Raw genomic sequence first — 26179 nt, 5'->3', positions numbered from 1 at the left:
AACTTCGGTTTTTTTAATTATTCTTTTAAAATTTTAATAGTTTTCTTTTTGTTTTTAGCATCTGATAACGTTAAAAAATACAAGCCATTAGAAAGGCTTTCAGTATTTATAGTTTCAATATTTGGTGATTTAATGTTTATAATAGTTTTTCCTAAAACATCTGTAATTGTAATATGAGTAATAGTTGTTTCAGAAATAATAAAAAGCGCATTGTTAACAGGATTAGGATACACACTTGTGTGTTCAATACTAAATTCTTCAGTACTTAATGCGCCAACAGTAAAATCTTGTGTAACTGTTTCGCCTTCGTAAGTGGCTTGCCATTTCCAAGTTCCAGATTCTGTAACAGGAAAATTCCAATACCACCAAGACGCTTGGTAATTAGCAGTTAAATTAAAATTCCAATTGTATAAATCTGTGTTATCTGGTTTTATTACTCTTAAATTAACCGATGAGCCAGCATATTGATCCCTTAAGTAAATACTAAAATAGATAACTTCATTGTCTGCAAAAGCTGTGCTTTCGTTTGTAATTTCAGTGGTTGGACACGAACCAAAATCAGGAGTTGCTGTTCCTGTTAATACAGCATTTATTCCAGGATTAGTGTATGGTTTTTGTGTTTGCCACCACGATTGCGTATTCCAATTATTACATGGTCCAGCATAAGGATCTATTAAATTAGTATAAGAGTCATTTTCCCATATTTCGAAGTGTAAATGTGGTCCTGTAGAATTTCCAGAACTTCCTACAACGCCTAAATATTCGCCTTGAGTTACAAAATCACCAACATTTTTAGTGGTAACCGAACCATTTTTTAAATGTCCATACCAAGCCACACTACCATCATTATGCCTAACATAAACAGCATTCCATTGGTTGTTATTAAAATTACAACTTCTATCAAATTCTCCATCGCCTTTTGCAATAATTTGGCCACCAGATGCAGCGATAACCTCAACCGCATCATCGTCTAACATTTTCCAACTAAAAGGCCATGTAAAAATATCGAGACCTTGGTGGTTGTAACTTGGTGTATCGTAAGTTCTAGTACCACAATTGTAATCTTGCAGCTGTCCGTTAAATCCAATATTGTGATCTACGTATCCTGAAATTGACCAAACATCGTTGTAAGGGTTTCCAGCAGATTTTTGTATTGGCCAAATAAATAGCGGATTAGGAATATTTTTATTTACACTAGCTAGTTTGTTTTGTGCCATTAACAGGTCTTTATTGGCTTTAAGTTCACTAATTATGGCATGCCTTTGCAAATCTGTTAAACAAGGAGAATTTGTTGGGTTAAATTCAAATTCTCCACCATTTGGAATTAAATTTGGGTGTTGACCATGTACTAAAATTAAACCAAAGAGGAAAAATGAAGCTGAAATGAATTTTTTAATAGAAGATGTCATGAGAGTATAGCTTTATTATTTATACAATATATAAATAAATGATTAAAATTAAATGCGCTACTAATTCTTTAAAGGGAAATTAAAGATACAAAAAAAGATCATCTGTTTTACTTAATAAATAATATTATCTTTACGTTTTATTAATCCTCTTTTTGGAGTTTACACCTTCAAAAATCAATATATATCATAAATATGGCTTGTGCAAGCTGCTCAACAAAAGATGGCCAACCAAAAGGCTGCAAAAATAACGGAACCTGCGGAACAGATAGTTGTAACAAACTAACCGTTTTTGATTGGTTATCCAATATGTCTATACCAAATGGACAAGAACCTTTTAATTTTGTTGAAGTTCGTTTTAAAAACGGAAGAAAAGACTATTATAAAAACACCGAAAAACTATCCCTAAGTATTGGAGATGTGGTTGCAACACAAGCACAATCTGGTCATGATATAGGTATGGTTACACTTACAGGAGAACTTGTTCGTGTTCAAATGAAGCGCAAAAAGGTAAACCCAAAACCAGATGAGGTTTTAAAAATATATAGAAAAGCCAGTCAAAAAGATATTGATATTTGGTCTGAAGCTCGCGATAGAGAGGAGCCTATGAAGGTTAAAGCAAGACAATTTGCTATAGATCTTAAGCTTCAAATGAAGATTTCTGATATCGAATTTCAAGGAGATGCTAGTAAAGCAACGTTTTATTACACAGCAGAAGAGCGCGTGGATTTTAGAGAGCTAATTAAAGTTTTTGCTAGAGAATTTAGAACTAGAATCGAAATGAAACAAGTTGGTTTTAGGCAAGAAGCAGCCAGACTTGGTGGTATTGGATCTTGCGGTAGAGAACTCTGTTGCTCTACTTGGTTAACAGATTTTAGATCTGTAAGCACCTCTGCGGCACGATACCAACAACTATCTTTAAACCCACAAAAATTAGCAGGACAATGTGGTAAACTTAAATGCTGTTTAAATTACGAATTAGACACGTATTTAGATGCACTTAAGGCATTCCCAAAAAACGATACTAAACTCTACACAGAAAAAGGGACTGCAGTTTGCCAAAAAACAGATATTTTTAGAGGTCATTTATGGTATGCTTATGAAGGCGAATGGATGAATTGGCACAAAATAACTACAGACCAAGTACAAGAAATTATTGCAATAAACAAAGACCGAAAAAAAATAGCTAGTCTAGAAGAATACGCTTCTGAGTTAATAGAAGATACTAAAGTGGCTTTCGAAAACGTTGTTGGTCAAGATAGTTTAACGCGTTTTGATAGTCCAAAAGGCAATAAAAAACGTAGAAATAATAGAAACCGAAACAAAAACAAGAAAAAACCTCAAAATCAAAACAAGAATGCGAAGTAATGTAGTATTTCTTTTTATTCTCTTTTTAGGTGTAGTGTCTTGCGACTCAAAACGTGTTTTTGATGAGTATAAATCGGTTTCCAATGCTTGGAATAAAAACGATAAAGTAAGCTTTACTATACCACAACCAGATTCTACAAACACTTATAATTTGTTTGTAAATTTAAGAACCACAAATGCCTACAAATACAGTAATTTATTCTTAATTGTATCTATGGAATTTCCTCACGGAAAAACCATAACAGATACCTTAGAGTATAAAATGGCAGAGCCTAATGGACAGATGCTTGGAGAAGGAATTTCCGATGTAAAAGAACACAAATTGTGGTACAAAGAAGGGGTTGATTTTAATGAAGATGGAGCGTATAAAGTACATATACAACAAGCCATGCGAGAAAACGGAAGCGTAAATGGTATTACAAATTTAGAAGGCGTTACAGACGTAGGCTTTAGAATAGAAAAAACAAATTAAACTGTCAGTCTTTACATAGATAAAGGCACTAAATACAATAGATATTAAATGGCAAAAACAAAACAAAAAGCAGAGCAACAAGACTTCTCAAAATACGTACGTTGGTTTTGGAAGCTTTTTTTAGGAGCAATAGCAGCAGTTATACTCTTATTTTTATTAGCATCTTGGGGCGCTTTAGGTAAGTTACCCGATTATACACAATTAGAAAACCCAGAAACTAATTTAGCAACAGAAATAATATCTAACGATGGTAAAACGCTAGGTAAATTTTACTTTAACGATAACAGAACACCTGTAAAATACGACGATCTATCGCAGCATTTAATAGATGCCTTAATAGCAACCGAAGATGCTCGTTACCACGAACATTCTGGTATAGATGCTAGAGGAACACTAAGAGCCTTTGCTTTTTTAGGATCTAAAGGAGGAGCAAGTACAATTTCTCAACAATTATCCAGACAATTATTTGTTGGAGTAGCTTCAAATAATATTGTAGAGCGTGTTTTACAAAAAGTAAAAGAGTGGGTAATTGCTACTAAATTAGAACGTCAATACACAAAAGAAGAAATTATAGCGCAATACTTTAATATTTACGATTTTGGTAATAATGGAGATGGAATTCGTTCAGCCTCTAACATCTATTTTGATAAAGAGCCTAAAGATTTATCTATAAAAGAATCTGCAATGTTAGTTGGTATGTTTAAAAACTCTTCGTTTTATAATCCAATACCTTCAAGAAATCCAGTAGGAGTTAAAAACAGACGCAATGTGGTTTTGGCTCAAATGTATAAATATGGTTATATAGATGAAACTTTAAAAGATTCACTTCAAAAAACAGAACTAGATTTAAAATTTACTCCTCAATCACACAGAGAAGGTTCTGCCACTTATTTTAGAGAATACTTACGTGCTTTTATGAAAGATTGGACTAAGGACGAAAAAAACCGTAAACCAGACGGTTCAAAATATAATATTAACAGTGATGGGTTAAAGGTGTTTGTTACTATTGATTCGCGAATGCAAAAACATGCAGAGGATGCCGTAGCAAAACACATGCCTAGATTACAAGCAGAGTTTTTTAATCAAAACACACCAAAGCGTAATAAAACAGCTCCTTTTTTAGATTTAACCGAAGAAGAAATAGACGATTTAATGCGTAAGTCCATTTACAGATCAGAGCGATGGAGACACATGAAATATGATTTAAAGAAAAAGGATAAAGATATTATTGCCTCTTTTGATAAGCCAACAAAAATGAGAATTTTTGCATGGAAAGATGGACAACCTTCAGAAATAGATACCATTATGAAACCAATGGATTCTATGCGTTATTATAAGCACTTCTTACAACCAGGTATGATGAGTATGGACCCTCAAACAGGTCATATTAAAGCTTGGGTTGGAGGTATGAATTATAGACACTTCCAATACGATCATGTTAAAGGAGCACGACAAGTAGGTTCTACATTTAAACCACTAGTTTATGCTTCTGCAATAAACCAATTGCACATGTCGCCTTGCGATAAACTACCACGCTCGCAAATTACCATAGAAGCTAATAAATTTGGAAACCCAGAACCTTGGTCTCCTAGAAATGCCGATGGAGAATATGGTGGAGATTTAACATTAAAAGCGGCACTTGCTGGTTCTGTAAATACAATTACTGCGCGTTTAATGGATAAAATTGGACCACAACCAGTTGTAGATTTAGCAAGAGATTTAGGAATTAAATCCGATATTCCTCCAGTACCATCAATTGGCTTAGGGACACCAACATTAAGTGTTTACGAAATGGTTGGTGCCTATTCTGCATTCGCAAATAAAGGCGTATATACAGAACCTGTAATGATTGAGCGTATTGAAGATAAAAACGGAACGGTTTTATATCAATTTACACCAAAAACTAAAGACGTATTAAGTGAAGAAACTGCATACGTAACTATAAAATTAATGGAAGGTGTTACGCAAAGTGGCTCTGGAGCACGATTACGCAGATCTTGGATGCCTAAAAAAGGCGTGTATCCAGAAATAATAACAGGTTATCCTTACGAATTTAAAAATCCTATTGCAGGTAAAACAGGAACAACACAAAACCAAAGTGATGGTTGGTTTATGGGTATGGTCCCAAATTTAGTAACAGGGGTTTGGGTTGGAGCAGACGATAGAGCAGCTCACTTTTCGACGACCACTTATGGACAAGGAGCTTCAATGGCACTACCAATTTGGGCATTATATATGAAGAGTTGTTATGCAGATGAAAATTTAGACGTTTCAACAAGCAATTTTCCTAAGCCAAGTAACCTCACAATTGAGGTCGATTGTGATAAATATGAAGAAGACCAACAAAACAATCCAGACAATCCTGATAATCCAGATCAGGACATTCCAGATGAATTAGATTTTTAAATTTAAAATCCTATAAAACTTAAGCCATTCTTTTTTAGAATGGCTTTTTTATTTTGTATTTTTAAGTTCAGAAAAAACAGTAAAATGATTAATAAAAAAGTAGATTCCGTTAATGATGCTGTAAAAGGTATTAAAGATAATATGACCTTTATGTTAGGAGGTTTTGGCTTAAGTGGTATTCCAGAAAATGCAATAGCAGCACTTGTAAAAAGCAATGTAAAGGGATTAACCTGTATCTCTAATAATGCAGGTGTAGATGACTTTGGATTAGGATTATTGCTTCACAAAAAGCAAATAAAAAAAATGGTGTCATCTTACGTTGGAGAAAATGCCGAGTTTGAACGCCAAATGCTATCTGGAGAACTAGATGTAGAGTTAATTCCGCAAGGGACTTTAGCAGAGCGCTGCAGAGCAGCACAAGCTGGTTTTCCTGCCATATATACACCAGCAGGTTATGGAACTGAAGTTGCAGAAGGAAAAGAAACTAGAGAGTTTAATGGCAAAATGTATGTATTAGAGCATGCTTTTAAAGCCGATTTTGCTTTTGTTAAAGCGTGGAAAGGTGATGCAGCTGGTAACTTAATATTTAAAGGCACAGCAAGAAACTTTAATCCTAATATGTGTGGAGCAGCAAAAATAACCGTTGCTGAGGTTGAAGAATTGGTGCCTGTAGGCGAATTAGACCCTAATCAAATTCATATTCCAGGAATTTTTGTGCAACGTATTTTTCAAGGTGAGACATATGAAAAACGAATTGAACAACGTACAGTAAGAACACGAGAATAAAATTAATTAATCAATTTGAGGATTCAATAATTTGAAAATGAGGCATGAGAATGATAATTTAATAGTTAGATTAACATTTTAGCTTGTTGTTGAAGTTGTAAAATTTTAGAAGAAATAAGAAGTATTAATTATCAAATTAAAACAGTATCAAATTAAATTATGTTAGATAAAACAGGAATAGCAAAGCGCATTGCAAAAGAAGTACAAGATGGTTACTATGTGAACCTTGGAATAGGAATTCCAACACTGGTAGCAAACTATGTGCGAGACGATATAGAAGTAGAATTTCAGAGTGAAAATGGTGTTTTAGGAATGGGACCATTTCCTTTTGAAGGTGAAGAAGATGCCGACATTATTAATGCAGGTAAGCAAACCATTACCACATTACCAGGAGCAAGTTTTTTTGATTCTGCTACAAGTTTTTCTATGATTAGAGGTCAGCATGTAGATTTAACCATTTTAGGCGCTATGGAAGTTGCAGAGAATGGAGATATTGCCAATTGGAAAATACCAGGAAAAATGGTTAAAGGCATGGGAGGAGCAATGGATTTAGTTGCTAGTGCAGAAAATATTATTGTTGCCATGATGCATACCAATAGAGCAGGAGCCTCTAAATTGTTAAAAAAATGCTCTTTACCATTAACAGGAGTTGGCTGTGTAAAAAAAATAGTTACCAATTTGGCTGTACTTGAGGTTACAGATAAAGGGTTTAAATTATTAGAACGCGCTCCAGGAGTATCAGTAGAGGAAATCCAAAACGCTACTGAAGGCACTTTAATTATTGAAGGTGACGTTCCTGAAATGAGCTTGTGAAAATCCTGCTATTATTCTCAATTATAACTAGCGAATTCAATTTTTCAGATTTAATATAATGGATTCTATAAAATTCAAATGAGCTTGTGAAAATCCTGCTATTATTCTCAATTATAACTAGCGAATTCAATTTTTCAGAATTAAAAAATAGAGTTTAAAAGCTTAAAATGAATTTGTAATATTCTTGTTACACTAAGCGAAGTCGAAGTGTTATTTTATTAAAACTATGCGAATAAAAACACTAAAAAACACCTTTGTTAATTATCAATATCTAGAAAACAGGAATTACAATACAATAGAAGATAGGTTTTTAAGAAATACAACCATTGCATTAGATTTTTTGGTTAAAAGTAGCGTTTTAACTATTAGTTATAAAGACAATGATATCCCTAAACGCATTGATATTATAGATGTTTTAGTTGCAGATACTCAAAACAATATTACTATTATTCCTGCTCAAAAAAACGCTTACAGTCCTTCTCATAATACAGTTTTGTTTTACGATACGCATGGTGTAGTTTTTAGAAAAAACCATAAAAAACGTTGGTTTAGGCGAAATAAAGGGTACAATTCTCCTGTTGCTCTCCTTTCTCATGAATTAATACATTGTTATAACGAGATTTATGATCCAGAAGATTACCATGCTCGTAAGCAAAATGTTTCATCTAAAGGAAAAAAAATAGACCATGATGGTTACGATTTATCGTTTCCAAATGCTGAAGAAGTTTTTGTTATTAAAATGACAAACCAAGTTGCAAAGCGCTTGGGAGAAGATAAGCGTTCTAATTATGGCAGAAGTTACTATCCTGTAACTCATGTATTATCCACAAAAAGAAAAAGAAAATAATATAAAAGAGTCTTAAAAAGCTCTTAAATGTTAAAAAAATAGGTATTTCGTCGAAAAAATATGTTTTTTAACTGATTTATTTCAAATTAAGTTCATCTTTGTAGTCCCAAATCTACCTATTATAATAAACCCAGTCTACCATGACTTAACCTAAAATGTTATGAATACAGATCTCTTTTTTTTGAAAATCTTTAGAAAAATAAAACACACATTTAAGTTTATTGGTAGTGTAATGTATCTAACCAAAAAAGTATTTATGCTATAATCCTTTTGGTATTGCGTGTATTAGTTTTTTCGTGTATTCTTTTTTAGGATTGCTGTAAATAATATCAGCATCGTCTAATTCTTCAATTTTACCTTTATTCATCACTAGTAATTGATCAGACATATACTTAACAACTGCCAAATCGTGAGAAATAAATATATAGGTAAACCCAAAATTTTCTTTTAACTCATTTAGCAAGTTTAATACTTGTGCCTGAACCGAAATATCTAATGCCGAAACAGACTCGTCACAAACTATTAATTTAGGTTCCAATGCAATCGTTCTCGCAATTCCAATACGCTGTCTTTGTCCACCAGAAAATTCGTGAGGATAACGATTAAAGTAAATTTCGGGTAAGCCAACACTATTTAAAATTTCTATAGCTTTTTCTTTTCTAGCTTCAGTTGTTTTATAAAATTTATGAGCTTCCATGGGTTCCATAATGGCTTGGCCAACAGTTAGTCTAGGGTTTAACGAAGCAAATGGATCTTGAAATATAATTTGGATATCCTTTCGTAGTGCTTTAATGTCATTATTAGAGAGTGTTGTAATATCTACTCCATTATATAATATTTGTCCAGCAGTTGCTTTATCTAATTGTAAAATAGCGTTACCAAGTGTAGATTTACCACAACCAGACTCACCAACTAAACCTAAGGTTTCGCCTTCGTAAATCTTAAAACTTACATTGTCTACAGCCTTAAAATGTTCGGTTTTAGAAAACCAACCAGATTTAGAAATGTATTCTTTTTCAAGATTAATAACCTCTAAAATAGGCGGTTTTGAATATAGTTTTTTATGTTTTTCTTTTCTATTCTCAGAGGTAATTACTTCGTTATTAACAGTATCATTTAAAACATCTGCAATAGTTGGTAATACTTTAAGCCGTTTGTGTAAGGATGGTCTGGACTTTAATAATGCTTTGGTGTACTTATGTTTTGGATTAGTAAATAGTTCTTTTACCAAGTTTTGTTCTACAATTTCACCTTTATACATTACTAAAACGCGATTTGCAATTTCAGAAATTAAAGACAAATCATGAGTAATAAACAGAATACTCATATTGTTTTTGGTTTGTATGTCTTTTAAAAGTGCAATAATTTCTTTTTGTACTGTAACATCAAGCGCAGTTGTAGGTTCATCTGCAATTAAAATATCAGGAGTACCAGATAATGCTATGGCAATCATAACGCGTTGTTTTTGTCCTCCAGAAATTTCATGAGGATACGCATTATATATTCGTTCTGGATTAGGAAGTTTAACCTGCTCAAAAAGAGAAATAACTTGAGCTTTTAACTCGTTTTTTGAGAGTTGAGTGTTAGCGACTAATGACTCTAAAACCTGTTTGCCACATCGCATTGATGGATTTAAAGAACTCATAGGCTCTTGGAAAATCATAGCGATTTTTGAACCTCGTAGTGCTTTTAAGCTTTTAGAATTTAATTTTAATAAGTCTATATCGTTATAAATAATAGAACCAGAATTAATTACAGCTTTTCTTTTAGGCAATAATCCAGTAATAGCTAAAGATGATACAGACTTCCCAGAACCAGATTCGCCAACAACACCTAAAATTTCATTCGAATTTAAGTGGTACGAAATGTTATGAATTACTTTTTTTTCCTGTCCATCAGACAAAAAAGAAATCGATAAATTTTTTACTTCTAAAAGGTGCGACATATAGTAAATGTAAGAATTATGGAATAATTTGTTGTGGATTTCCCACAACAAAACCCGAATAATTTGTTTTCTTAAGTTTTTTAACGAAATGATTGCAATAAATACAAATTATTTAACAAAATATTAATATTTTAGTCAACATTCTATATCAATTTTAATTAATTCATTACTAATCACTCATGAAAAAAACAATTACCCTATCAGTCTTATGCTTTTTATTTGCTTTTAGCTTATTCGCACAAGATTACGAAAGATGTGCTACAATGGAAAATTTGGAGTACAGAAAACAATTAGATCCAACTTTGGAATCTAGAATGGCTCAAATTGAAGCTTTTACCAAAAAGAAAGTTGAGCAAATGGAGAATTCCCAAAATAAAATTGTTGGGAATGTAATTACAATTCCTGTAGTAGTTCATGTTTTATACCGAAATGCTACAGAGAATATTAGTGTAGCTCAAATACAATCTCAATTAGATGTCTTAAACGAAGACTTTAGACGAACTAATGCTAATGCAGATAATACGTGGTCTCAAGCAGCAGATACAGAAATCGAATTTTGTTTGTCTACTATAGATCCTAACGGAAATGCTACAACAGGTATTACAAGAAAACAAACGACACGCCAGGATTGGAATGCTGATGATGATGCAAAACGTTCTTCTTCTGGAGGAATTGATCCTTGGAACACAGCAGAATACCTTAATATGTGGGTTGTGCCAAAAATGACAACTGTTTCGCAAGGAAGAGTGATAAATCTTTTAGGTTATGCTCAATTTCCTGGAGGAAATGCAGCAACCGATGGAATTATAATGATTTACAATGCCTTTGGTCGTACAGGAGCTGTAACAGCTCCTTTTGATGGTGGTCGTACAACCACTCATGAAATAGGTCATTATCTTAATTTACGCCATATTTGGGGAGACTCTAATTGTGGGAACGATTTTGTAAGTGATACACCAACTCACCAAACTTCTAATAGTGGTTGCCCTGTTGGACAAGTATCTTGTTCTTCTACAGATATGCCACAAAACTATATGGATTACACCAATGATTCTTGTATGAACTTGTTTACACAAGGTCAAAAAAACAGAATGAGAGCAGTTTTAGCAGCTGGTGGAGCAAGACGATCTTTAGCTTTATCAGATAAATGTGGTAGCGCTCCAACGCCAACTTGTACAGATGGAATACAAAACGGAAATGAAACAGGAGTAGATTGTGGAGGGTCTTGTGCGCCATGTGAAACTGCTTGTAATGATAATGAAGTAAATGTTTCTATCACTTTTGATAATTATCCAGAAGAAACAGCTTGGACTCTTAAAAATGCAAACGGAACAACAGTAGCTTCAGGTTCCTATTCTACAGCAAATGCAGATGGCTCTACAATAAATGAAACCTATTGTTTACCAGATGGATGTTATGATTTTGAAATAACAGATGTTTATGGTGATGGTATATGTTGTGCCTATGGAAATGGATCTTACAGTGTAACTAGTGGCTCTAATACATTAGCATCGGGAGGTTCATTTACAGCTTCAGATACTACTAACTTTTGTTTTGGAGGAGGACCAGCACCAACATGTAGTGATGGTGTTCAAAACGGAAATGAAACAGGAGTTGATTGTGGAGGACCTGATTGTGCTCCATGTGTAGTACCACCAACTTGCGATGATGGTATTCAAAATGGAGACGAAACAGGAATAGATTGTGGTGGCTCTTCATGTGCACCATGTCCAACAGGAGGTAGTGATGTGTTACACGAGGGATATTTCGAGTCTGGTTGGGATGGCTGGTCTGATGGAGGTAGCGATTGCTATCGTTATGGAGGAACTCGTTCTTACGAAGGAAACTATTCTATTAGAATTAGAGATAACTCTGGGACGGCTTCATCAATGACTTCAGAACCTTTTAATCTTACAGGATATAGCCAAGTAGAAGTACAATTTTATTTTTATGCGTATAGTATGGAAAATAATGAAGACTTCTTTGTACGTTTCAACAATGGATCTGGATGGACAACAGTTGCATCTTATGCAAGAGGAACAAATTTTAATAATAATACATTCTATACTGCAACAGTGACCTTAGATGCTTCGCAATATAACTTTGGAAGCAACTCGCGTTTTAGATTTCAGTGTGATGCTAGTGCAAATGCAGACCATATTTATATAGACCAAGTTACTATCACTGGATTAAATGGAGCAAGAACATTAAATAATGTTAGATCTAACGATTTACAAGCTGTTGGTACATTAGATACTAATGATGGTTTAGGTGAAGAAGACTTTACAATTTATCCAAACCCTGTTAAAGGCAGCACGTTACATATTAAATCCTCTAATTTAGGAGAAGCTACTTATAGAGTAGTAAATATGATTGGTCAAACAATACTTAATGGAACTTTAACTAGCGAAATAAACGTTTCTAACCTTAAATCTGGGATGTACTTTATAGAAGTAAATGATGGAGAAGAGGTAATGACTAAAAAGTTTATCAAGCAATAATTATTAATTAACTAACCATTATTTAAAACCCAGAGTGCGAGCTCTGGGTTTTTTATTTTTGCAGAAATAAAATTTAAAATATAATTAATTATTAACTATCTTTAATTATGTCAAAAATTATATCAGTTAATTTAGAGTCCATTCCAGAAGTTATTATGGTAAATGATAACCATAACGACTTCAATGTGAGTGTAGAGATAGAATTTCATTCTTTAGATATTAAATTTGAAATGGAGTACTGCTTACATTTATTTGTTTATGATATTCATGGAGAAGTAGATTCGCCATTGGTTTTACCTAATTGGGATGAGAGTGAAGTACTTTCAATTTCCTTAGACAGAAAAGACGAGTATCTTGGGTTTTCTACAAAAAAAATAATTGCAGAACAAAAACAAATGTTTTTAAAAGTACCAATGCGATTGAAACTTGGGAAATTAAGTCACAGTAGTTCTCGTTTTTCAAAAAGGCTAAAGGTTTTTGCAACTATTGCTCCTGCAATTGGAAGAGCCTCTAAATGGTCTGACCCCTTTGAGTCCAAAATTGAGTTTTAAATATGAAGTATTTCATCATCACTCAAAATACGATCTCCACGTAACCTTAAAAATATCTGAGCAACAGCAATTGTATCTTTTTCGCAATAAATTATAATGCGATCTATTTCTTTTTCTTTGTAGTAAACACGATAGACTTCACTACCATCAATATCATCTTTAGGCGAAGGAATGTCTAAAACGTTAGTTAATAATTTAAGAGAAGTGTAAGTTTTATAGTCGCCAAATTTCCATAATTCTAAAGTGTCTAAATGTGGTACTTCCCAAGGTTTTTTGCCAAATAAATTTAATTTATAAGGCAATTCTATATCATGAATAATCATGCGTCTGGCTATGTAAGGAAAATCGAATTCCTTACCATTATGAGCACAAAGTAAATGTTTAGCTTGGCTAAAATGAGAAATAAGAAGATTCTTAAAGTCTTTTAAAATTTTCACTTCATCACCATAAAAAGAGGTTACCCTAAACGTTCTTACATCGCCTTGAAATGTAAAATATCCAACCGAAATACAGACTATTTTACCAAATTCGGCCCAAATTCCTGCACGTTCGTAAAACTCCTCGGCAGAGAATTCTTCCTTTCTTTGATAACGCGATTTGGCTTCCCAAAGTTCTTGTTTAGTTTTATCAAGTTCATTAAAATGTTCCGTTTCAGGAACCGTTTCAATGTCTAAGAATAATATGTTTTCTAAGTTGAGTTTACTAATCATGTTTACTTTCCGCGAAAGCGGCAACCTTTTTATTTATTCATCATACTATAAGCTTCGTCTATATAAATCGAAATATCTTCGGTATAAGCTCCAATTCCTGCATCTGGTGATTTCTGGTGGCCTAATCGTACAATAATTACATTGTCTTCTGGTTGCACAATAACGTACTGTCCAAGGTGTCCACGCATCATAAAAAAGTGTTTTCCTTTGTGTGTTTTTAACCACCAACCATAACCATATTCTGGACTAGCAGAAAAACGTGGTGTTATTGATTTTGCAACAAAAGCAGAATCCAAAAGTTGCTTTCCGTTCCATTTGCCATGGTCTTTATATAATTTACCCATTCGTGCAAAATCTTTTGCATTACTGGCAATACAGCAATAGGCTTTAACAAGGTCATGCGACTCGCTATCGACTTGCCAAAGCGTTGGATTTTCACTACCAAGTGGTTTCCAAAAACTCTCTGTTAAATAATCGTATAATTTTTTGCCTGTTGCTTCTTCTATAACCATACCAAGCATTTGTGTATCTCCACTTGCATATTTAAAGCCTTGTCCTGGTTGATTAACTACTTTTAATCCGTTCATTACTTTAGCCAAATCATCATCAAAATACGCACGTGTTGTAATAGATAGTGGCGAATAATACGCTTCGTCCCAATTCGTACCAGAAGCCATTGAGGATAAGTCTCCAACAGTCATTTCTGCCGCTTTACCTTCGCAAAAAGCAGGTAAAAAGTCGCAAACAGGTTGGTCTAAACTTTTTATATGACCTTCCATTATTGCTTTTCCTAGTAGTGCAGAGACGTAGCTTTTTGCCATAGAAAAACTATTAGATTTAGAGTTTTCGTTGTAGCTATCGTAATAGTTTTCGAACCAAATACTGTCATTTTTTATAATAACATACGCAATAGTTCCCCAATCTTTATTTGCTTTTTTTAGTACTTCTGTTTCTGCAACAGAATTGTAGTTTTTATGATTTGGCCAAGGTTGAGGTGTTGCGTTATCAATAATTTGATTGTCAAACCTCTTATAATCGTCTAAAAAAGCTGTTGTATAGCCTCGCATATATATGGTACGTACTGCTTTTATAAGATAATCTGTGTCTGTAATATATAGTACTGCAATTAGTAAACCGAAAATAATTACAAGAAATTTTAATAGCTTTTTTAGGAATTTCATTTTTAGATTTTAATTAGAATATTAAAGATATAAAAATAAAAGTGATAAGTGTAAGAGATTCCTTTTTTCAAACAATAATTAAAACAAGGATTGCTGCTTATATGGACTTTCGTGCTCTAAAAGCCATTTTTTTCTATGTAATCCACCAGCATAACCTGTTAAACTGCCATCGCTTCCAATAACTCTGTGGCAAGGAATAATAATCCAAAGCGGATTTTTGCCATTGGCATTCGCAACCGCTCTAATGGCCTTAACATCGCCTAATTGTTTTGAAAGCTCTAAATAAGAAAGGGTTTTTCCGTAAGGAATTTGCTCTAATAAATTCCATACTTTTTTTTGAAACTCAGTGCCTTGAAGATTTAGTTTTAAAGTGAATTGTTTACGTTTACCTTCAAAAAACTCGTTGAGCTGAAGCACACAATCCTCTAAAGTTTCAGGAATAATATCTGTGGTTTTTTCTTCAGTATTTAAAACAGTAATACTTAAAATGCCATCAATATCACCAACAATTTTAGTAAAACCTAAAGGTGATGAAATAATGCATTGTTCCATAATTATTCCGAGCTGTTTTCGTCTATAATACCTAGTTTTTTAGCTCTTGCTTCCCAGCTTTTTCTGGCTAAATGTTGCAAATCACTTACGTTATCGCTTTCATCCATAATTTCCATACCTAAAAGCGTTTCGATCACATCTTCCATTGTCACCAAACCACTTACAGAACCGTATTCATCAACAACTAATGCCATGTGATTTCTACTTTCAACTAATTGTTCAAAAAGCTTTGGAATTGGTAAGTTTCTTTCTACAATTATAATATTTCGCTTAAGTTCAGATAATTTTTTGGTTTTATTTCCAAGAGCCATTTCTTTAAAGATTTCATCTTTTAAAACCAATCCTTTTATATTGTCTTCAGTATCAGCATAAACCGGAATTCTAGAAAAACGAAGATTCATATTTTTATTAAAGAAGTCTTCAACAGTAGTCTTTTCATTTTCAGCTTTCATAACTGTTCTTGGTGTCATTACATTTTTTGCAAAAACATCTTTAAAAGTCAATAAGTTTTTAATGATTTTACTTTCATTTTCCTGAAAAACACCTTCTTCATGCGCCATATCTGCCATAACCAAAAAACCTTCTCTGCTTAATACACTACCATGACCTTTGCCGCCAATTAGCTTTGTAGTGAGTTGTAAAATCCATAGTATGCCAGTCCATTTTAAAGGAAAAATCAACACTTTTAAAGCTTTGGTTGTAAAGTTAGCCAGACCTTTCCAGTATGTGGCACCAATGGTTTTAGGTATTATTTCTGAAGCAACTAGTATTAAAACCGTCATTAATGAGGATACCACACCAACCATTAAATCCTCAGTAAATTCTATACCAAATATAGATTTAGTTTGGCTACCATATAGCTCTGTATAGGCTACTTTTGCTTGCACACCAACTAATATGGCACCAACTGTGTGTGCAATTGTATTTAGTGTTAAAATAGCGATTAACGGTCTATCGACATCCTTTTTTAAGGTTTCTAAGGCGGTTGCAAACGCTTTACCTTCTTTCTTTTTAACATTTATAAATGTTGGTGTTACACTTAAAAGCACAGCTTCTAAAATGGAACATAAAAAAGAGAAAAATATTGAAATAAAGGCGTAAAACAGGAGTAATCCCATAGTTGATTATATATTTTGTTTTTGCGAATTTACGATAATAATTTAACAACATCTTTAGCAAAGTAACTTGCAATTAGATCTGCTCCAGCACGTTTAATGGCTGTAACTTGCTCCATCATCACAGCATCATGATCTAACCAGCCTTTTTCTGCAGCTGCTTTTAGCATGGCATATTCTCCAGAAACTTGATACACTGCAACAGGAACATCGACTTCGTTTTTAATTTCTCTAACAATATCTAAATAGCATAAGCCTGGTTTTACCATTACGATATCTGCACCTTCATCAATATCCATTTCGGTTTCTTTTAAGGCTTCAAAACGATTTGCATAATCCATTTGATAGGTTTTTTTATCTTTTGGAATGTTTTTTATATCTGCAGGAGCAGAGTCTAAAGCATCGCGAAAAGGTCCATAAAACGCAGAGGCATATTTTGCAGAGTAACTCATTATACCTGTATCTATAAATCCTTCGTCTTCTAAAGCTTCGCGAATGGATAAAATACGACCATCCATCATATCGCTTGGTGCAACAAAATTAGCTCCAGCTTGTGCGTGAGAAACGCTCATTTCGGCTAAAATATTTACTGTTGCATCGTTAATTATTTGTCCGTTTTCAATAATACCATCGTGTCCATAAATAGAATAAGGATCTAGCGCAACATCTGTCATTACTAGCATTTCTGGACAAGCGTTTTTTACTGTTTTAATGGCACGTTGCATTAAGCCATTTGGATTTAAAGCTTCAACGCCTTTATTGTCTTTTAAATGGTCTGGGACTTTTACAAATAATAAAACCGATTTTAATCCCATTTTCCACAATGTTTTTACTTCGTTTTCTAGTAAATCTAAACTAAAACGATAGTAATTTGGCATCGAAGTAATTTCTTCTTTAACACCTTTTCCTTCTACTACAAAAAGTGGTACTAAAAAATCGTTTGGTGAGATAATGGTTTCTCTCACTAGACTTCTAATTGCTTCGTTTGTTCTTAATCTTCTATTTCTTCTTAATGGATACATAAATCTTTTTTTTTGTCATTCAGAAGGAGAGCATCGACTGAAGAATCTCTAATTTAAAAAAAAGATTCTTCGCTTCGCTCTGAATGACATTTATTAAACCCAATTTACAGGTTTTTTTAATACTTTAATTAATTTTTCTTCTTCACTTCCGGTTTTTGGTTGATGATCGTAAACCCATTGTACATGAGGAGGTAAACTCATTAAAATACTTTCAATTCTACCGTTTGTTTTTAAACCGAAAAGTGTGCCTTTATCATGTACTAAGTTGAATTCAACATAACGACCACGACGTATTTCTTGCCAATCGCGCTGTGCTTTGGTGTACTCTAAATCTTTTCTTTTTTTAACAATAGGAGTATAGGCTTCTAGGAAACTATCTCCAACTTCAGTAACAAAATTGTACCAGTTTTGCATGCTCATGTCTTCTGAAGCTTTGCAATAATCAAAAAATAACCCTCCTAAACCACGACCTTCGTTTCTGTGACTGTTATAAAAATACTCGTCGCAACGCGCTTTGTATTTTTGGTAAAATTCAGGATTGTGTTTGTCGCAAGCAGTTTTACAAGTTTGATGAAAGTGTTTTGCGTCTTCGTCAAACAAATAATAAGGCGTTAGATCTTGTCCTCCACCAAACCATTGATCTACAATGTTGCCTTGTTGATCATACATTTCGAAATAACGCCAATTTGCATGAACTGTAGGAACCATTGGATTTTTTGGGTGTAATACTAAACTTAATCCACAAGCAAAAAAATCGGCATCTTCTACTCCAAAATAGGTTTGCATAGAGTCTGGTAATTTACCATGAACACCAGAAATATTTACACCTCCTTTTTCAAAAACGTTTCCGTTTTCTATAACGCGTGTTCGTCCACCTCCACCTTCTGGCCGTTTCCAGAGATCTTCTTGAAAGATTGCTTTGCCATCAATAGTTTCTAAAGCAGAAGTAATTGTGTCTTGTAAATCTTGTATGTACTGGTAAAACTCATCTTTAACTTTATAATCAAAATTATTAGTTGTGGATGAATCGTCTTTTGTTTGTTGTGGACCTGCGAGGTTTTCAAAACCTTGTAGGTCTTTTTTATGTGAAAGAATAAAATTTTCTTTATTTTCAAATAAGCTCAATATGTAATCTTTTTTTAATGTAATTATTTCCTTATTTAATTGGGTGTAACCTTGGTATGAAGAGAATTTATAAGTTGTAAAATCAGTTACAAGATTATGACTTTCAGGGTTTTTATGAATATATAATACAAGGTTTTTTAAATAATCTTCATTTTCAATTTTTTTTCTCTTAAAATGTTTTTCAAAAAGACTACCTGTTCTTGAGTTTTCTTTATTGAAGGCTTTTGCATAAGCATTGAAAAGGTTAGAAATCGCTTGAGTCGCAGTTTTTTCAACAGATACAACCTTAACAATAAAATGAAAATGGTTGTCTAACAAACAATAAGCAACTAACTCTAATTTTGAATCAAAATGTTTTTTAACTAGCTTTAAAAAATAGGCTTTGTTTTCTTTATTATTAAAAATAGCAGTTCCATTAACTCCTCTGTTGTATATGTGATAATAATGATTTGTCTCTAGTTTTTCAAGTTTCATGTTTTTGTTTTTGTAAGATTAGAGACCTACAAGGTTTTTAAAACCTCGCAGGTCTAAATCATCTTATTTAAAGTTTGGTAGTGTTTGTATTTTTTAAATTTTTTAGTTCCTTATTTTTTTTATCTTCATACCTACAAGGTTTTTAAAACCTTGCAGGACTTACTTAAATTTAACCTTTTATGGTTTTTAAAACCTTGCAGGATTTACTTAAATTATACTTGCAAAGTTTTGAAAACCTCTCAGGCTATATTAATAGTTATATAATTCATAAAGTTCCATATCTAAAGGGTTTTCTCCAATAGGAGTATATTCGTTTAAAAGTGTTTTTTGCCAAGTAAACTTACTATTTAACGCTACTGCAACACTTGGCAGATTGTCTTTATGTACAATAATTTGTAAACTGTGTAATCCTAATGTTTTAAAGGCATGTTTCGATAGAGCGTCTATGGCCTTAGACATTATTCCTTTCCCTTTAAAATTGTAGTCCATACAATAGGCAAATTCTCCTTGTTTTTTCTTCCAATCGAGCTCTTTAATGTAAATGATGCCTGCTAGTTTACGAGTTTCGGAATGTTTTAAAGTGAATAAGAATTCTTGCTTATTTTTAAAGTCTTTAGTCTTTTGCTCTACAAATAGCTGAGATAATGTTGGGTTTAAGTTTTTTTCTAAAGTTTTAGGAAAATACCGTTTAAAACGGTCGGTATTTGCAATCATAAAATCGCACATTTTCCAAGCATCGTGCTCGTGTATTGGGTTGATTTCAAAACCGTTAAACTGAGCTATCATCATTAATTACATTGTTTGCGAGTAGGTTGTCTTCTTTTAAAAGTTCTACTGTTTTTATAGAAGCTGCTGTAACACTCATTGGTAATACTAAAATTACACCAATTACAGGAATTAATAAAAATAGCATAAAGACAATACCATTTCCTATGGCAACGCCTCTTTGCTTTCTTACAAAAGCAAGACTTTCTTTATATTTAAAATGACGCTCTAAAGTGTAATCCATATTACCAAAGCCTGCATAATAGGCTTGCGTTAAAAAGAGGAGAACAGTTGAAATAATATTTACTCCTGGAATAATTTTAAGTACTAAAAGAGGAATAGTGATTAGAAGCTCTTTCCCTAAGTTTCTAACATTAATTCTAATTCCTCTCCACAGTTGTTGTTTAAATGAAGTGTTTCTGTGATTATGCCTCTCAATACCTGTTAAATGCGCTTCGATTTTCTCGGAAACAGGACTCATAAAAGGTGCAGAAAGCGCCATAATAATGTGTTTGTAGAGAATTAACCCAATAGCGAGTACTGCAATAGCTCCAATAACTGTAGAAACAGATGCAAAGGTGTCTTTCCCAAACTCCCAAGGCCAAATACGTGCTATAAAACTCCCAATATTATCGGATAATCCATAAGCAGCTAATCCAATAATACTTGCTGTTACAATGCTAATTATTACAGGTACAAAAAAATATTTCCAGAGCTTTAATTTAGAGATTAAAGCAAAAGTACCTGTGTATGCTTTTATGCCTTTTAAAATGTTTTTTATCATCTATTAGTTCTCACAAAAGTGATTTTTTTAAATTAAGGGTCTAGTTTAAATACCTACAAGGTTTTTAAACCTCGCAGAATAAAAATTAACAGGTACTTCCCTTTGCGAAATTATAGTGCTTAGAAAAGCCGAAAACCTCATTTTTAATTAATAATCAAATTATAGTATAAAACTGTAAAATAATAATTAATTCTCAATTTGCGTTAACGATGGAGCAATTGTTGGAGCTCATCTCTGATAGCGACTTGCGAGAGCGTGACCCTTGTGGTAACGCCAAAATTTTATTACGCTTTATACTCTTTTACAGCATCTATAAATGCTTTGGCATTTTCTAACGGAATGTTTGGTAAAATACCATGACCTAAATTAACGATGTATTTGTCTTTACCAAACTCATTAATCATTTGGTGAACCATTTTTTTAATTTCTGAAGGTGGTGAAAAGAGACGTGTTGGATCGAAGTTACCTTGTAAGGTGATATTTCCTCCTGTTAAGTAACGTGCGTTTCTTGCAGAGCAGGTCCAATCTACACCTAAAGCTGCAGCTCCAGATTTTGCCATTGTATCTAGTGCAAACCAGCAACCTTTACCAAAGGCTATAACTGGCGCTTCGTCTTTTAAAGCATTAATTATTTGCTGAATATATTGCCATGAAAACTCTTGATAATCTACAGGAGATAGCATTCCTCCCCAAGAATCGAACACTTGTACAGCATCGACTCCTGCTTTTACTTTTTCTTTTAAATAAGCAATAGTGGTGTCTGTTATTTTTTGTAATAGTTGATGTGCTGCAATTGGGTTTGTAAAACAAAACTCTTTGGCTTTATCAAAGTTTTTTGAGCCTTGACCTTGTACGCAATAACATAAAATTGTCCAAGGCGAACCAGCGAAACCAATAAGTGGAATCTCATTGTTTAGTTTTTCTTTAGTCATTTTAATGGCATCGTAAACGTAGCTTAAGGCTTCTTTTACGTCTGGTACAATTACATTATCTACATCTTTTTGTGTGCGTACTGGATGAGGTAAATAAGGACCAAAATTTGGTTTCATTTGTACCTCTATATTCATTGCTTGCGGAATGACTAAAATATCGCAAAATAAAATAGCAGCATCCATTCCGTATCTTCGAATAGGTTGTACTGTAATTTCACTTGCTAATTCTGGTGTTTGGCAACGTGTAAAGAAATCATACTTTGCTTTTATTTCCATAAATTCTGGAAGATAACGTCCTGCTTGACGCATCATCCAAACTGGTGGACGCTCTACTGTTTCTCCTTTTAATGCTCTTAAAAATAAATCGTTGCGAATACCTGCGAAGGCAGGTATCTCTTTTTTTGTTTCACTCATGTTGTTAATCATTACTGATTTTTAATCAGTTTTAATACTTATTTAATTTATAAGATTCCTGCCTACGCAGGAATATAATACGCATTCACCAACTCAATAACACTCTCTACTGTTGGTACTTTTGCAACTCTTACGTCTTTAAAATGTTTGCTTGCTTCTTTTGCTGTGGTTTCGCCAATACAAAAGGCAATCATGGTATCGTTTACAATGTTTTCCTTTTTAAAACTTTGTACAGTAGATGGACTATAAAACATTACTGCCTCTACAGTATCGTCTATTTTATAACTATCAAACTTTGTTTGGTAAGCTTCTACTTCGTTAACTTTTATGTTATTTTCTTCAAGTATGGTTGGTAAGGCATCTAAACGTAAATCACTACAAAAATAGGTAACTTCTGTACCTTCAATAAATTCAACTAAATAATTGGCTAATTTTTCTGCGTTTTTTTCGCTGTGTTTTACTTTGCCTATTCTGTTTTCTATCATCTTTTTTGTACGACGACCAACACAGTAAATATTTTTAAATTGAAGCTCTGCTGCAGAGTAGTTTGTAACTAAGGATTCTACTGCATTTTTACTAGTAATAATTACGTTTTCGATTTCGTTTTTAAGTACACTAGGATGGATTCTATTAGTGCTAATTTTTATAAAATCGCTACTGTCCGACACTACTTTTTGGTGAAAAAGTTGCTTTTGATCTTCGGTTAGCGTTTTTGTAGAATATACATTTGTGTTTTGAGTGCCTAATTTAATTTTATCCATTAAGCGCTTTCCGCCTTTTTCGATAACGTAATTAGCCGAAAAATTAGCAATGTCATGGTGTTCACCAAGTTTTTCAACACGTTTAACTTCAATTTTTTTACTTCCATCTGGACTCAGTAAAACGCCTTCAAAAGTAATTTCTTCGTCTTTTATAAATGCTAACGCTCCAATTGGAGCACTACAACCACCTTCTAATTTATTTAAAAATTTACGTTCAATGGTTGTACAAATTTCAGTTTCTTCGTGGTTAATTTCGGCTAAAATTGCACGTGTTTCTTCATCTTCTTCTAAAGCGGTAATCATTATTGCGCCTTGTCCTGGAGCAGGAATCATCCAATTTAGGTTTATTGCATCTTCTGGTCTAACATTTATTCTACCTAATCCTGCAGCAGCAAAAATAGCAGCATTCCAATGTGCGTTATCCTCTAGTTTTTGTAAACGCGAAATGACATTACCTCGTATGTCTTCTACAGTATGTGTTGGATACCTGTTTAGCCATTGTGCTCTTCTGCGTAAACTTCCTGTAGCAATTACAGCATCTTTGCTTCCTAAAAATTCTTCATTTTTTTTAAAAACTAAAGTGTCTCTAACGTTGCCACGCTTTAAAACTGCAGCTTGTATAATGCCTTTAGGCAACTCTGTTGGAACATCTTTTAAGCTATGTACTGCAATGTCAATATCGTTATTTAGCATTGCAATATCTAGTGTTTTGGTAAAAACACCTGTAATGCCAAGCTCGTAAATGGGTTTGTTTAATTGTAAATCTCCTATAGATTTTATAGGAACTAAAGCCGTTTTATGACCTAAATGTTCTAATTGATTTTGTACTGCTTTGGCTTGGTATAATGCCAACTCGCTATCTCGAGTTCCAATTCTAATTATTTTAGACATGTTTTGTGGTCTCTTCTAAGTGAAACACTTTTTTTATAAACTCTAAACTTTCGTCTGTAGAGCTGTTATCATCTTTTAAGTGATGTGCAAAGTGATTAGTTATTTTCTGAATAATATTATTACTTATAAGCTCTGCTTGTTCCTCGTTAAAATCGGTTATTTTTTTGCGTTGCGTATCAAGCTCTGCTATTTTAAAATCGTGAAGTTTGTTTTTAAGCGCTTTAATTGTAGGTGCAAATTTTCTGGTTTCTAACCAAGAGTTAAATTCTGCTTTAACCTCTTCTATTATAGTTTCTGCAACAGGAATATGATGTTTTCTACGCTCTAAAGTATCGTCGGTAATTTGCGCTAAATCGTCTAAATGTATAAGTTTTATGTTAGGTAATTCTCTAACATTATTGTTTACATTTTTAGGAATCGATAAATCTAAAATCAATAATTCTTTTTTAGATTGAATAATATGCTTGTCTATTGTTGGATTTTGTGCTCCAGTAGCAACTATTAAAACGTCTGAATCTGTAATTTCTTCTTGTAAATTGTTATAATCTTTAACGACAAGGTTAAATTTGCCAGCAATAGCTTCGGCTTTAGTTTTTGTTCTATTAATTAGTGTTATTTGCTCATTTTTAGTGTGTTTTACCAAATTTTCACACGTGTTTCTACCAATTTTACCTGTTCCGAAAAGCAATATGTTTTTTTCTGAAATGTTCTGAACATGTTTCATAATATACTGCACAGAGGCAAAAGACACAGAGGTTGCGCCTGAAGAAATTTCAGTTTCATTTTTAATACGCTTACTTGCTTGTATTACATGATTTACTAAACGCTCTATAAAATGATTTAGTAATCCTGCTTTTTTTGAACGTCGAGCACTAGTTTTTAACTGACTAATAATCTCAAAATCACCTAAAATTTGGCTATCTAAACCAGAACCAACACGAAAAAGATGCGAAATAGCGTCTTTGTTTTTATAAACATAAGCCACTTTTTGAAACTCCTCAACAGTGCCTTTTGTATTGTCGCAAAGCAGTTTTATAAGTTGAAAAGGGTGTTGTGCAAATCCAAAAATTTCGGTTCTATTACACGTTGAGGTTACTATTAAACTTTCTATATTCTCTTCTTTTGCTTGAGTAAGCAAGGCTTGTTTGGCGTTTTCGTCTAAACTAAAATGACCACGAATTTCGGCATCGGCTTTTTTATAACTTAAGCCTATGGCATAAAAATATGTACCTCTCGAAATATTATATTGTTCCATTTGTTCTATTGGGACTTAACGACAGCAAATTTATAGCGAACTACTGTTAAAAAGTAACGCTAAAAGAACTTTTAGTATCGCTTGTGGTTTTTTAACGTTCTTTTTATTATTTAGATGATAAATGTCATATTTTTGCAGTAATAACAAGAGTTTTGAAAACATTAGTTTAGAATGAATCTAAATAAAGAATTAAATACGATTAAAAAAATAGATGCTAAAAGTATCGCTAAAGGGTTTTTTGATGAAACTTTAATTGACGATGATTTTTTTGTGCTCACTTTTAAAAATGAAACTGATACAATACAAATCATTGAGCGTGATATAGATAGCAGTTTTATACAGTTTCATTTTTGTATAAAAGGATTGAGTAAATTTAATTTTAATAATGGAAATTATGTATTAAATACTGCTGAAGATACCTCGTTATTATTATACAATCCGCAACGTAATTTACCTATTCATTTACAAGTCAATCCAAATACTTGGTTGGTGACTGTTATTATTTCAATTAAAAAATTTCATGGTTTATTTTCGCAAGAAGCAGGCTACATCACGTTTTTAAGTGAAGATAATAAAGATAAAAAGTACTATAAAGATGGAAAAATTACACCATCAATGTCTATAGTGCTTAACCAACTCTTACATTATAATTTAAACACAAGTATTAAACCACTCTATTTTAAAGGAAAAGGTTACGAGCTTTTAAGCCTGTATTTTAACAGAAGTGAAGATGCAGATATTGAGCAATGTCCTTTTTTAGTAGATGAAACCAACGTTATAAAAATACGAAAAGCCAAAGATATTATTATAGCTCGAATGGCAGAACCTCCAAGTTTACAAGAACTGGCAGATGAGATTGGCTTATCCTTAAAAAAATTAAAGGAAGGGTTTAAACAAATCTATGGCGACTCGGTGTTTAGCTTTTTACTAGATTATAAACTAGAAGTATCGCGTAAGTTATTAGAATCTGGAGCACATAATGTTAATGAAGTAGGTTTAAAAGTAGGTTACAGTACCTCTAGCCATTTTATAACAGCTTTTAAAAAGAAATATGGCACAACGCCAAAAAAATATTTACAATCAATTAGTTAAAAAACAGGGAT

Annotated in this window: 21 protein-coding genes and 1 pseudogene; 9 read left to right on the top strand and 13 right to left on the bottom strand. The window is 33.0% G+C overall.

Annotated features, from left to right (window positions below):
• Positions 1–17: 17 nt before the first annotated feature.
• Positions 18–1409: a peptidoglycan DD-metalloendopeptidase family protein gene (locus tag ACVC5O_RS06075; protein WP_452220581.1), complete on the bottom strand. Its 1392-nt coding sequence runs from the start codon at positions 1407–1409 to the stop codon at positions 18–20.
• A 192-nt stretch (positions 1410–1601) separates the two neighbouring features.
• Here ACVC5O_RS06075 and ACVC5O_RS06070 point away from each other — a divergent pair, with 192 nt between their 5' ends.
• The 6 genes from ACVC5O_RS06070 to ACVC5O_RS06045 all read left to right on the top strand — a co-directional run bounded on the left by ACVC5O_RS06070 (position 1602) and on the right by ACVC5O_RS06045 (position 8098).
• Entirely contained in the window at positions 1602–2774 is a 1173-nt protein-coding gene (locus ACVC5O_RS06070) for a PSP1 domain-containing protein (protein WP_452220580.1), read from the top strand.
• Positions 2764–3246, top strand: a complete 483-nt coding sequence (locus ACVC5O_RS06065) for a gliding motility lipoprotein GldH (protein ID WP_452220579.1) — start codon at positions 2764–2766, stop codon at positions 3244–3246. The genes ACVC5O_RS06070 and ACVC5O_RS06065 overlap by 11 nt, the downstream gene beginning before the upstream one ends.
• 48 nt (positions 3247–3294) lie before the next feature.
• Positions 3295–5652, top strand: coding sequence for a penicillin-binding protein 1A (locus ACVC5O_RS06060; RefSeq protein WP_452220578.1), 2358 nt, complete (start codon positions 3295–3297; stop codon positions 5650–5652).
• An 84-nt stretch (positions 5653–5736) separates the two neighbouring features.
• Positions 5737–6438, top strand: a complete 702-nt coding sequence (locus ACVC5O_RS06055) for a CoA transferase subunit A (protein ID WP_452220577.1) — start codon at positions 5737–5739, stop codon at positions 6436–6438.
• Positions 6439–6597: 159 nt separating this feature from the next.
• Positions 6598–7251 carry a CoA transferase subunit B gene (locus ACVC5O_RS06050; protein WP_452220576.1) on the top strand — a complete coding sequence of 218 codons (654 nt, stop codon included), beginning with the start codon at positions 6598–6600 and terminating at the stop codon, positions 7249–7251.
• Positions 7252–7477: 226 nt separating this feature from the next.
• Positions 7478–8098 carry a hypothetical protein gene (locus tag ACVC5O_RS06045; protein WP_452220575.1) on the top strand — a complete coding sequence of 207 codons (621 nt, stop codon included), beginning with the start codon at positions 7478–7480 and terminating at the stop codon, positions 8096–8098.
• A 259-nt stretch (positions 8099–8357) separates the two neighbouring features.
• Here ACVC5O_RS06045 and ACVC5O_RS06040 read toward each other — a convergent pair whose 3' ends face one another.
• Positions 8358–10043 (bottom strand): ABC transporter ATP-binding protein, encoded by a 1686-nt coding sequence (locus ACVC5O_RS06040; protein WP_452220574.1) that lies wholly within the window; start codon positions 10041–10043, stop codon positions 8358–8360.
• A gap of 179 nt (positions 10044–10222) precedes the next feature.
• Here ACVC5O_RS06040 and ACVC5O_RS06035 point away from each other — a divergent pair, with 179 nt between their 5' ends.
• On the top strand, positions 10223–12544 hold the full coding sequence (locus tag ACVC5O_RS06035; RefSeq protein ID WP_452220573.1) for a M43 family zinc metalloprotease: 2322 nt from the start codon (positions 10223–10225) through the stop codon (positions 12542–12544).
• Positions 12545–12651: 107 nt separating this feature from the next.
• Entirely contained in the window at positions 12652–13095 is a 444-nt protein-coding gene (locus ACVC5O_RS06030) for a hypothetical protein (RefSeq protein ID WP_452220572.1), read from the top strand.
• Here the strand turns inward: ACVC5O_RS06030 and ACVC5O_RS06025 are convergent.
• The 11 genes and pseudogenes from ACVC5O_RS06025 to hemA form a co-directional block, all read right to left on the bottom strand.
• The gene (locus ACVC5O_RS06025; RefSeq protein WP_452220571.1) at positions 13092–13805 is read right to left on the bottom strand and encodes a 3'-5' exonuclease; all 714 of its coding nucleotides are present in this window, start codon (positions 13803–13805) and stop codon (positions 13092–13094) included. The genes ACVC5O_RS06030 and ACVC5O_RS06025 overlap by 4 nt on opposite strands.
• A gap of 29 nt (positions 13806–13834) precedes the next feature.
• Positions 13835–14986 carry a serine hydrolase domain-containing protein gene (locus ACVC5O_RS06020; protein ID WP_452220570.1) on the bottom strand — a complete coding sequence of 384 codons (1152 nt, stop codon included), beginning with the start codon at positions 14984–14986 and terminating at the stop codon, positions 13835–13837.
• A 78-nt stretch (positions 14987–15064) separates the two neighbouring features.
• Positions 15065–15538 carry a methylated-DNA--[protein]-cysteine S-methyltransferase gene (locus ACVC5O_RS06015; RefSeq protein ID WP_452220569.1) on the bottom strand — a complete coding sequence of 158 codons (474 nt, stop codon included), beginning with the start codon at positions 15536–15538 and terminating at the stop codon, positions 15065–15067.
• 2 nt (positions 15539–15540) lie between these two features.
• On the bottom strand, positions 15541–16656 hold the full coding sequence (locus ACVC5O_RS06010) for a CNNM domain-containing protein (RefSeq protein WP_452220568.1): 1116 nt from the start codon (positions 16654–16656) through the stop codon (positions 15541–15543).
• A gap of 29 nt (positions 16657–16685) precedes the next feature.
• Positions 16686–17675: a porphobilinogen synthase gene (gene hemB / locus ACVC5O_RS06005; protein WP_452220567.1), complete on the bottom strand. Its 990-nt coding sequence runs from the start codon at positions 17673–17675 to the stop codon at positions 16686–16688.
• Between the two features lie 93 nt (positions 17676–17768).
• Positions 17769–18671, bottom strand: a pseudogene (hemF, locus tag ACVC5O_RS06000) (oxygen-dependent coproporphyrinogen oxidase); the annotation flags it as partial.
• Positions 18672–19523: 852 nt separating this feature from the next.
• Entirely contained in the window at positions 19524–20063 is a 540-nt protein-coding gene (locus tag ACVC5O_RS05995; RefSeq protein ID WP_452220566.1) for a GNAT family N-acetyltransferase, read from the bottom strand.
• Entirely contained in the window at positions 20044–20823 is a 780-nt protein-coding gene (locus ACVC5O_RS05990; RefSeq protein WP_452220565.1) for an EI24 domain-containing protein, read from the bottom strand. Before ACVC5O_RS05990 ends, ACVC5O_RS05995 begins: the two co-directional genes overlap by 20 nt.
• Positions 20824–21107: 284 nt before the next feature.
• The gene (hemE, locus tag ACVC5O_RS05985) at positions 21108–22169 is read right to left on the bottom strand and encodes a uroporphyrinogen decarboxylase (RefSeq protein WP_452220564.1); all 1062 of its coding nucleotides are present in this window, start codon (positions 22167–22169) and stop codon (positions 21108–21110) included.
• Between the two features lie 62 nt (positions 22170–22231).
• Positions 22232–23821, bottom strand: coding sequence for a hydroxymethylbilane synthase (gene hemC, locus ACVC5O_RS05980; protein ID WP_452220563.1), 1590 nt, complete (start codon positions 23819–23821; stop codon positions 22232–22234).
• Complete coding sequence (hemA, locus tag ACVC5O_RS05975) at positions 23814–25076, bottom strand: glutamyl-tRNA reductase (protein ID WP_452220562.1); 1263 nt, start codon at positions 25074–25076, stop codon at positions 23814–23816. Before hemA ends, hemC begins: the two co-directional genes overlap by 8 nt.
• A gap of 171 nt (positions 25077–25247) precedes the next feature.
• On the opposite strand from hemA, the gene ACVC5O_RS05970 reads away from it, so the two are divergent.
• The gene (locus ACVC5O_RS05970; RefSeq protein WP_452220561.1) at positions 25248–26168 is read left to right on the top strand and encodes a helix-turn-helix transcriptional regulator; all 921 of its coding nucleotides are present in this window, start codon (positions 25248–25250) and stop codon (positions 26166–26168) included.
• Positions 26169–26179: the final 11 nt, after the last annotated feature.

This window comes from Lacinutrix salivirga, assembly GCF_053604675.1.
This window is presented reverse-complemented; position numbering and strand designations above follow the sequence as displayed.

What these genes read in the sequence shown, in the direction of transcription:
- ACVC5O_RS06075 (WP_452220581.1), bottom strand. Translation starts at nt 1,409, where the DNA reads ATGACATCTTCTATTAAAAAATTCATTTCAGCTTCATTTTTCCTCTTT.
- ACVC5O_RS06070 (WP_452220580.1), top strand. Translation starts at nt 1,602, where the DNA reads ATGGCTTGTGCAAGCTGCTCAACAAAAGATGGCCAACCAAAAGGCTGC.
- ACVC5O_RS06065 (WP_452220579.1), top strand. Translation starts at nt 2,764, where the DNA reads ATGCGAAGTAATGTAGTATTTCTTTTTATTCTCTTTTTAGGTGTAGTG.
- ACVC5O_RS06060 (WP_452220578.1), top strand. Translation starts at nt 3,295, where the DNA reads ATGGCAAAAACAAAACAAAAAGCAGAGCAACAAGACTTCTCAAAATAC.
- ACVC5O_RS06055 (WP_452220577.1), top strand. Translation starts at nt 5,737, where the DNA reads ATGATTAATAAAAAAGTAGATTCCGTTAATGATGCTGTAAAAGGTATT.
- ACVC5O_RS06050 (WP_452220576.1), top strand. Translation starts at nt 6,598, where the DNA reads ATGTTAGATAAAACAGGAATAGCAAAGCGCATTGCAAAAGAAGTACAA.
- ACVC5O_RS06045 (WP_452220575.1), top strand. Translation starts at nt 7,478, where the DNA reads ATGCGAATAAAAACACTAAAAAACACCTTTGTTAATTATCAATATCTA.
- ACVC5O_RS06040 (WP_452220574.1), bottom strand. Translation starts at nt 10,043, where the DNA reads ATGTCGCACCTTTTAGAAGTAAAAAATTTATCGATTTCTTTTTTGTCT.
- ACVC5O_RS06035 (WP_452220573.1), top strand. Translation starts at nt 10,223, where the DNA reads ATGAAAAAAACAATTACCCTATCAGTCTTATGCTTTTTATTTGCTTTT.
- ACVC5O_RS06030 (WP_452220572.1), top strand. Translation starts at nt 12,652, where the DNA reads ATGTCAAAAATTATATCAGTTAATTTAGAGTCCATTCCAGAAGTTATT.
- ACVC5O_RS06025 (WP_452220571.1), bottom strand. Translation starts at nt 13,805, where the DNA reads ATGATTAGTAAACTCAACTTAGAAAACATATTATTCTTAGACATTGAA.
- ACVC5O_RS06020 (WP_452220570.1), bottom strand. Translation starts at nt 14,986, where the DNA reads ATGAAATTCCTAAAAAAGCTATTAAAATTTCTTGTAATTATTTTCGGT.
- ACVC5O_RS06015 (WP_452220569.1), bottom strand. Translation starts at nt 15,538, where the DNA reads ATGGAACAATGCATTATTTCATCACCTTTAGGTTTTACTAAAATTGTT.
- ACVC5O_RS06010 (WP_452220568.1), bottom strand. Translation starts at nt 16,656, where the DNA reads ATGGGATTACTCCTGTTTTACGCCTTTATTTCAATATTTTTCTCTTTT.
- hemB (WP_452220567.1), bottom strand. Translation starts at nt 17,675, where the DNA reads ATGTATCCATTAAGAAGAAATAGAAGATTAAGAACAAACGAAGCAATT.
- ACVC5O_RS05995 (WP_452220566.1), bottom strand. Translation starts at nt 20,063, where the DNA reads ATGATGATAGCTCAGTTTAACGGTTTTGAAATCAACCCAATACACGAG.
- ACVC5O_RS05990 (WP_452220565.1), bottom strand. Translation starts at nt 20,823, where the DNA reads ATGATAAAAAACATTTTAAAAGGCATAAAAGCATACACAGGTACTTTT.
- hemE (WP_452220564.1), bottom strand. Translation starts at nt 22,169, where the DNA reads ATGAGTGAAACAAAAAAAGAGATACCTGCCTTCGCAGGTATTCGCAAC.
- hemC (WP_452220563.1), bottom strand. Translation starts at nt 23,821, where the DNA reads ATGTCTAAAATAATTAGAATTGGAACTCGAGATAGCGAGTTGGCATTA.
- hemA (WP_452220562.1), bottom strand. Translation starts at nt 25,076, where the DNA reads ATGGAACAATATAATATTTCGAGAGGTACATATTTTTATGCCATAGGC.
- ACVC5O_RS05970 (WP_452220561.1), top strand. Translation starts at nt 25,248, where the DNA reads ATGAATCTAAATAAAGAATTAAATACGATTAAAAAAATAGATGCTAAA.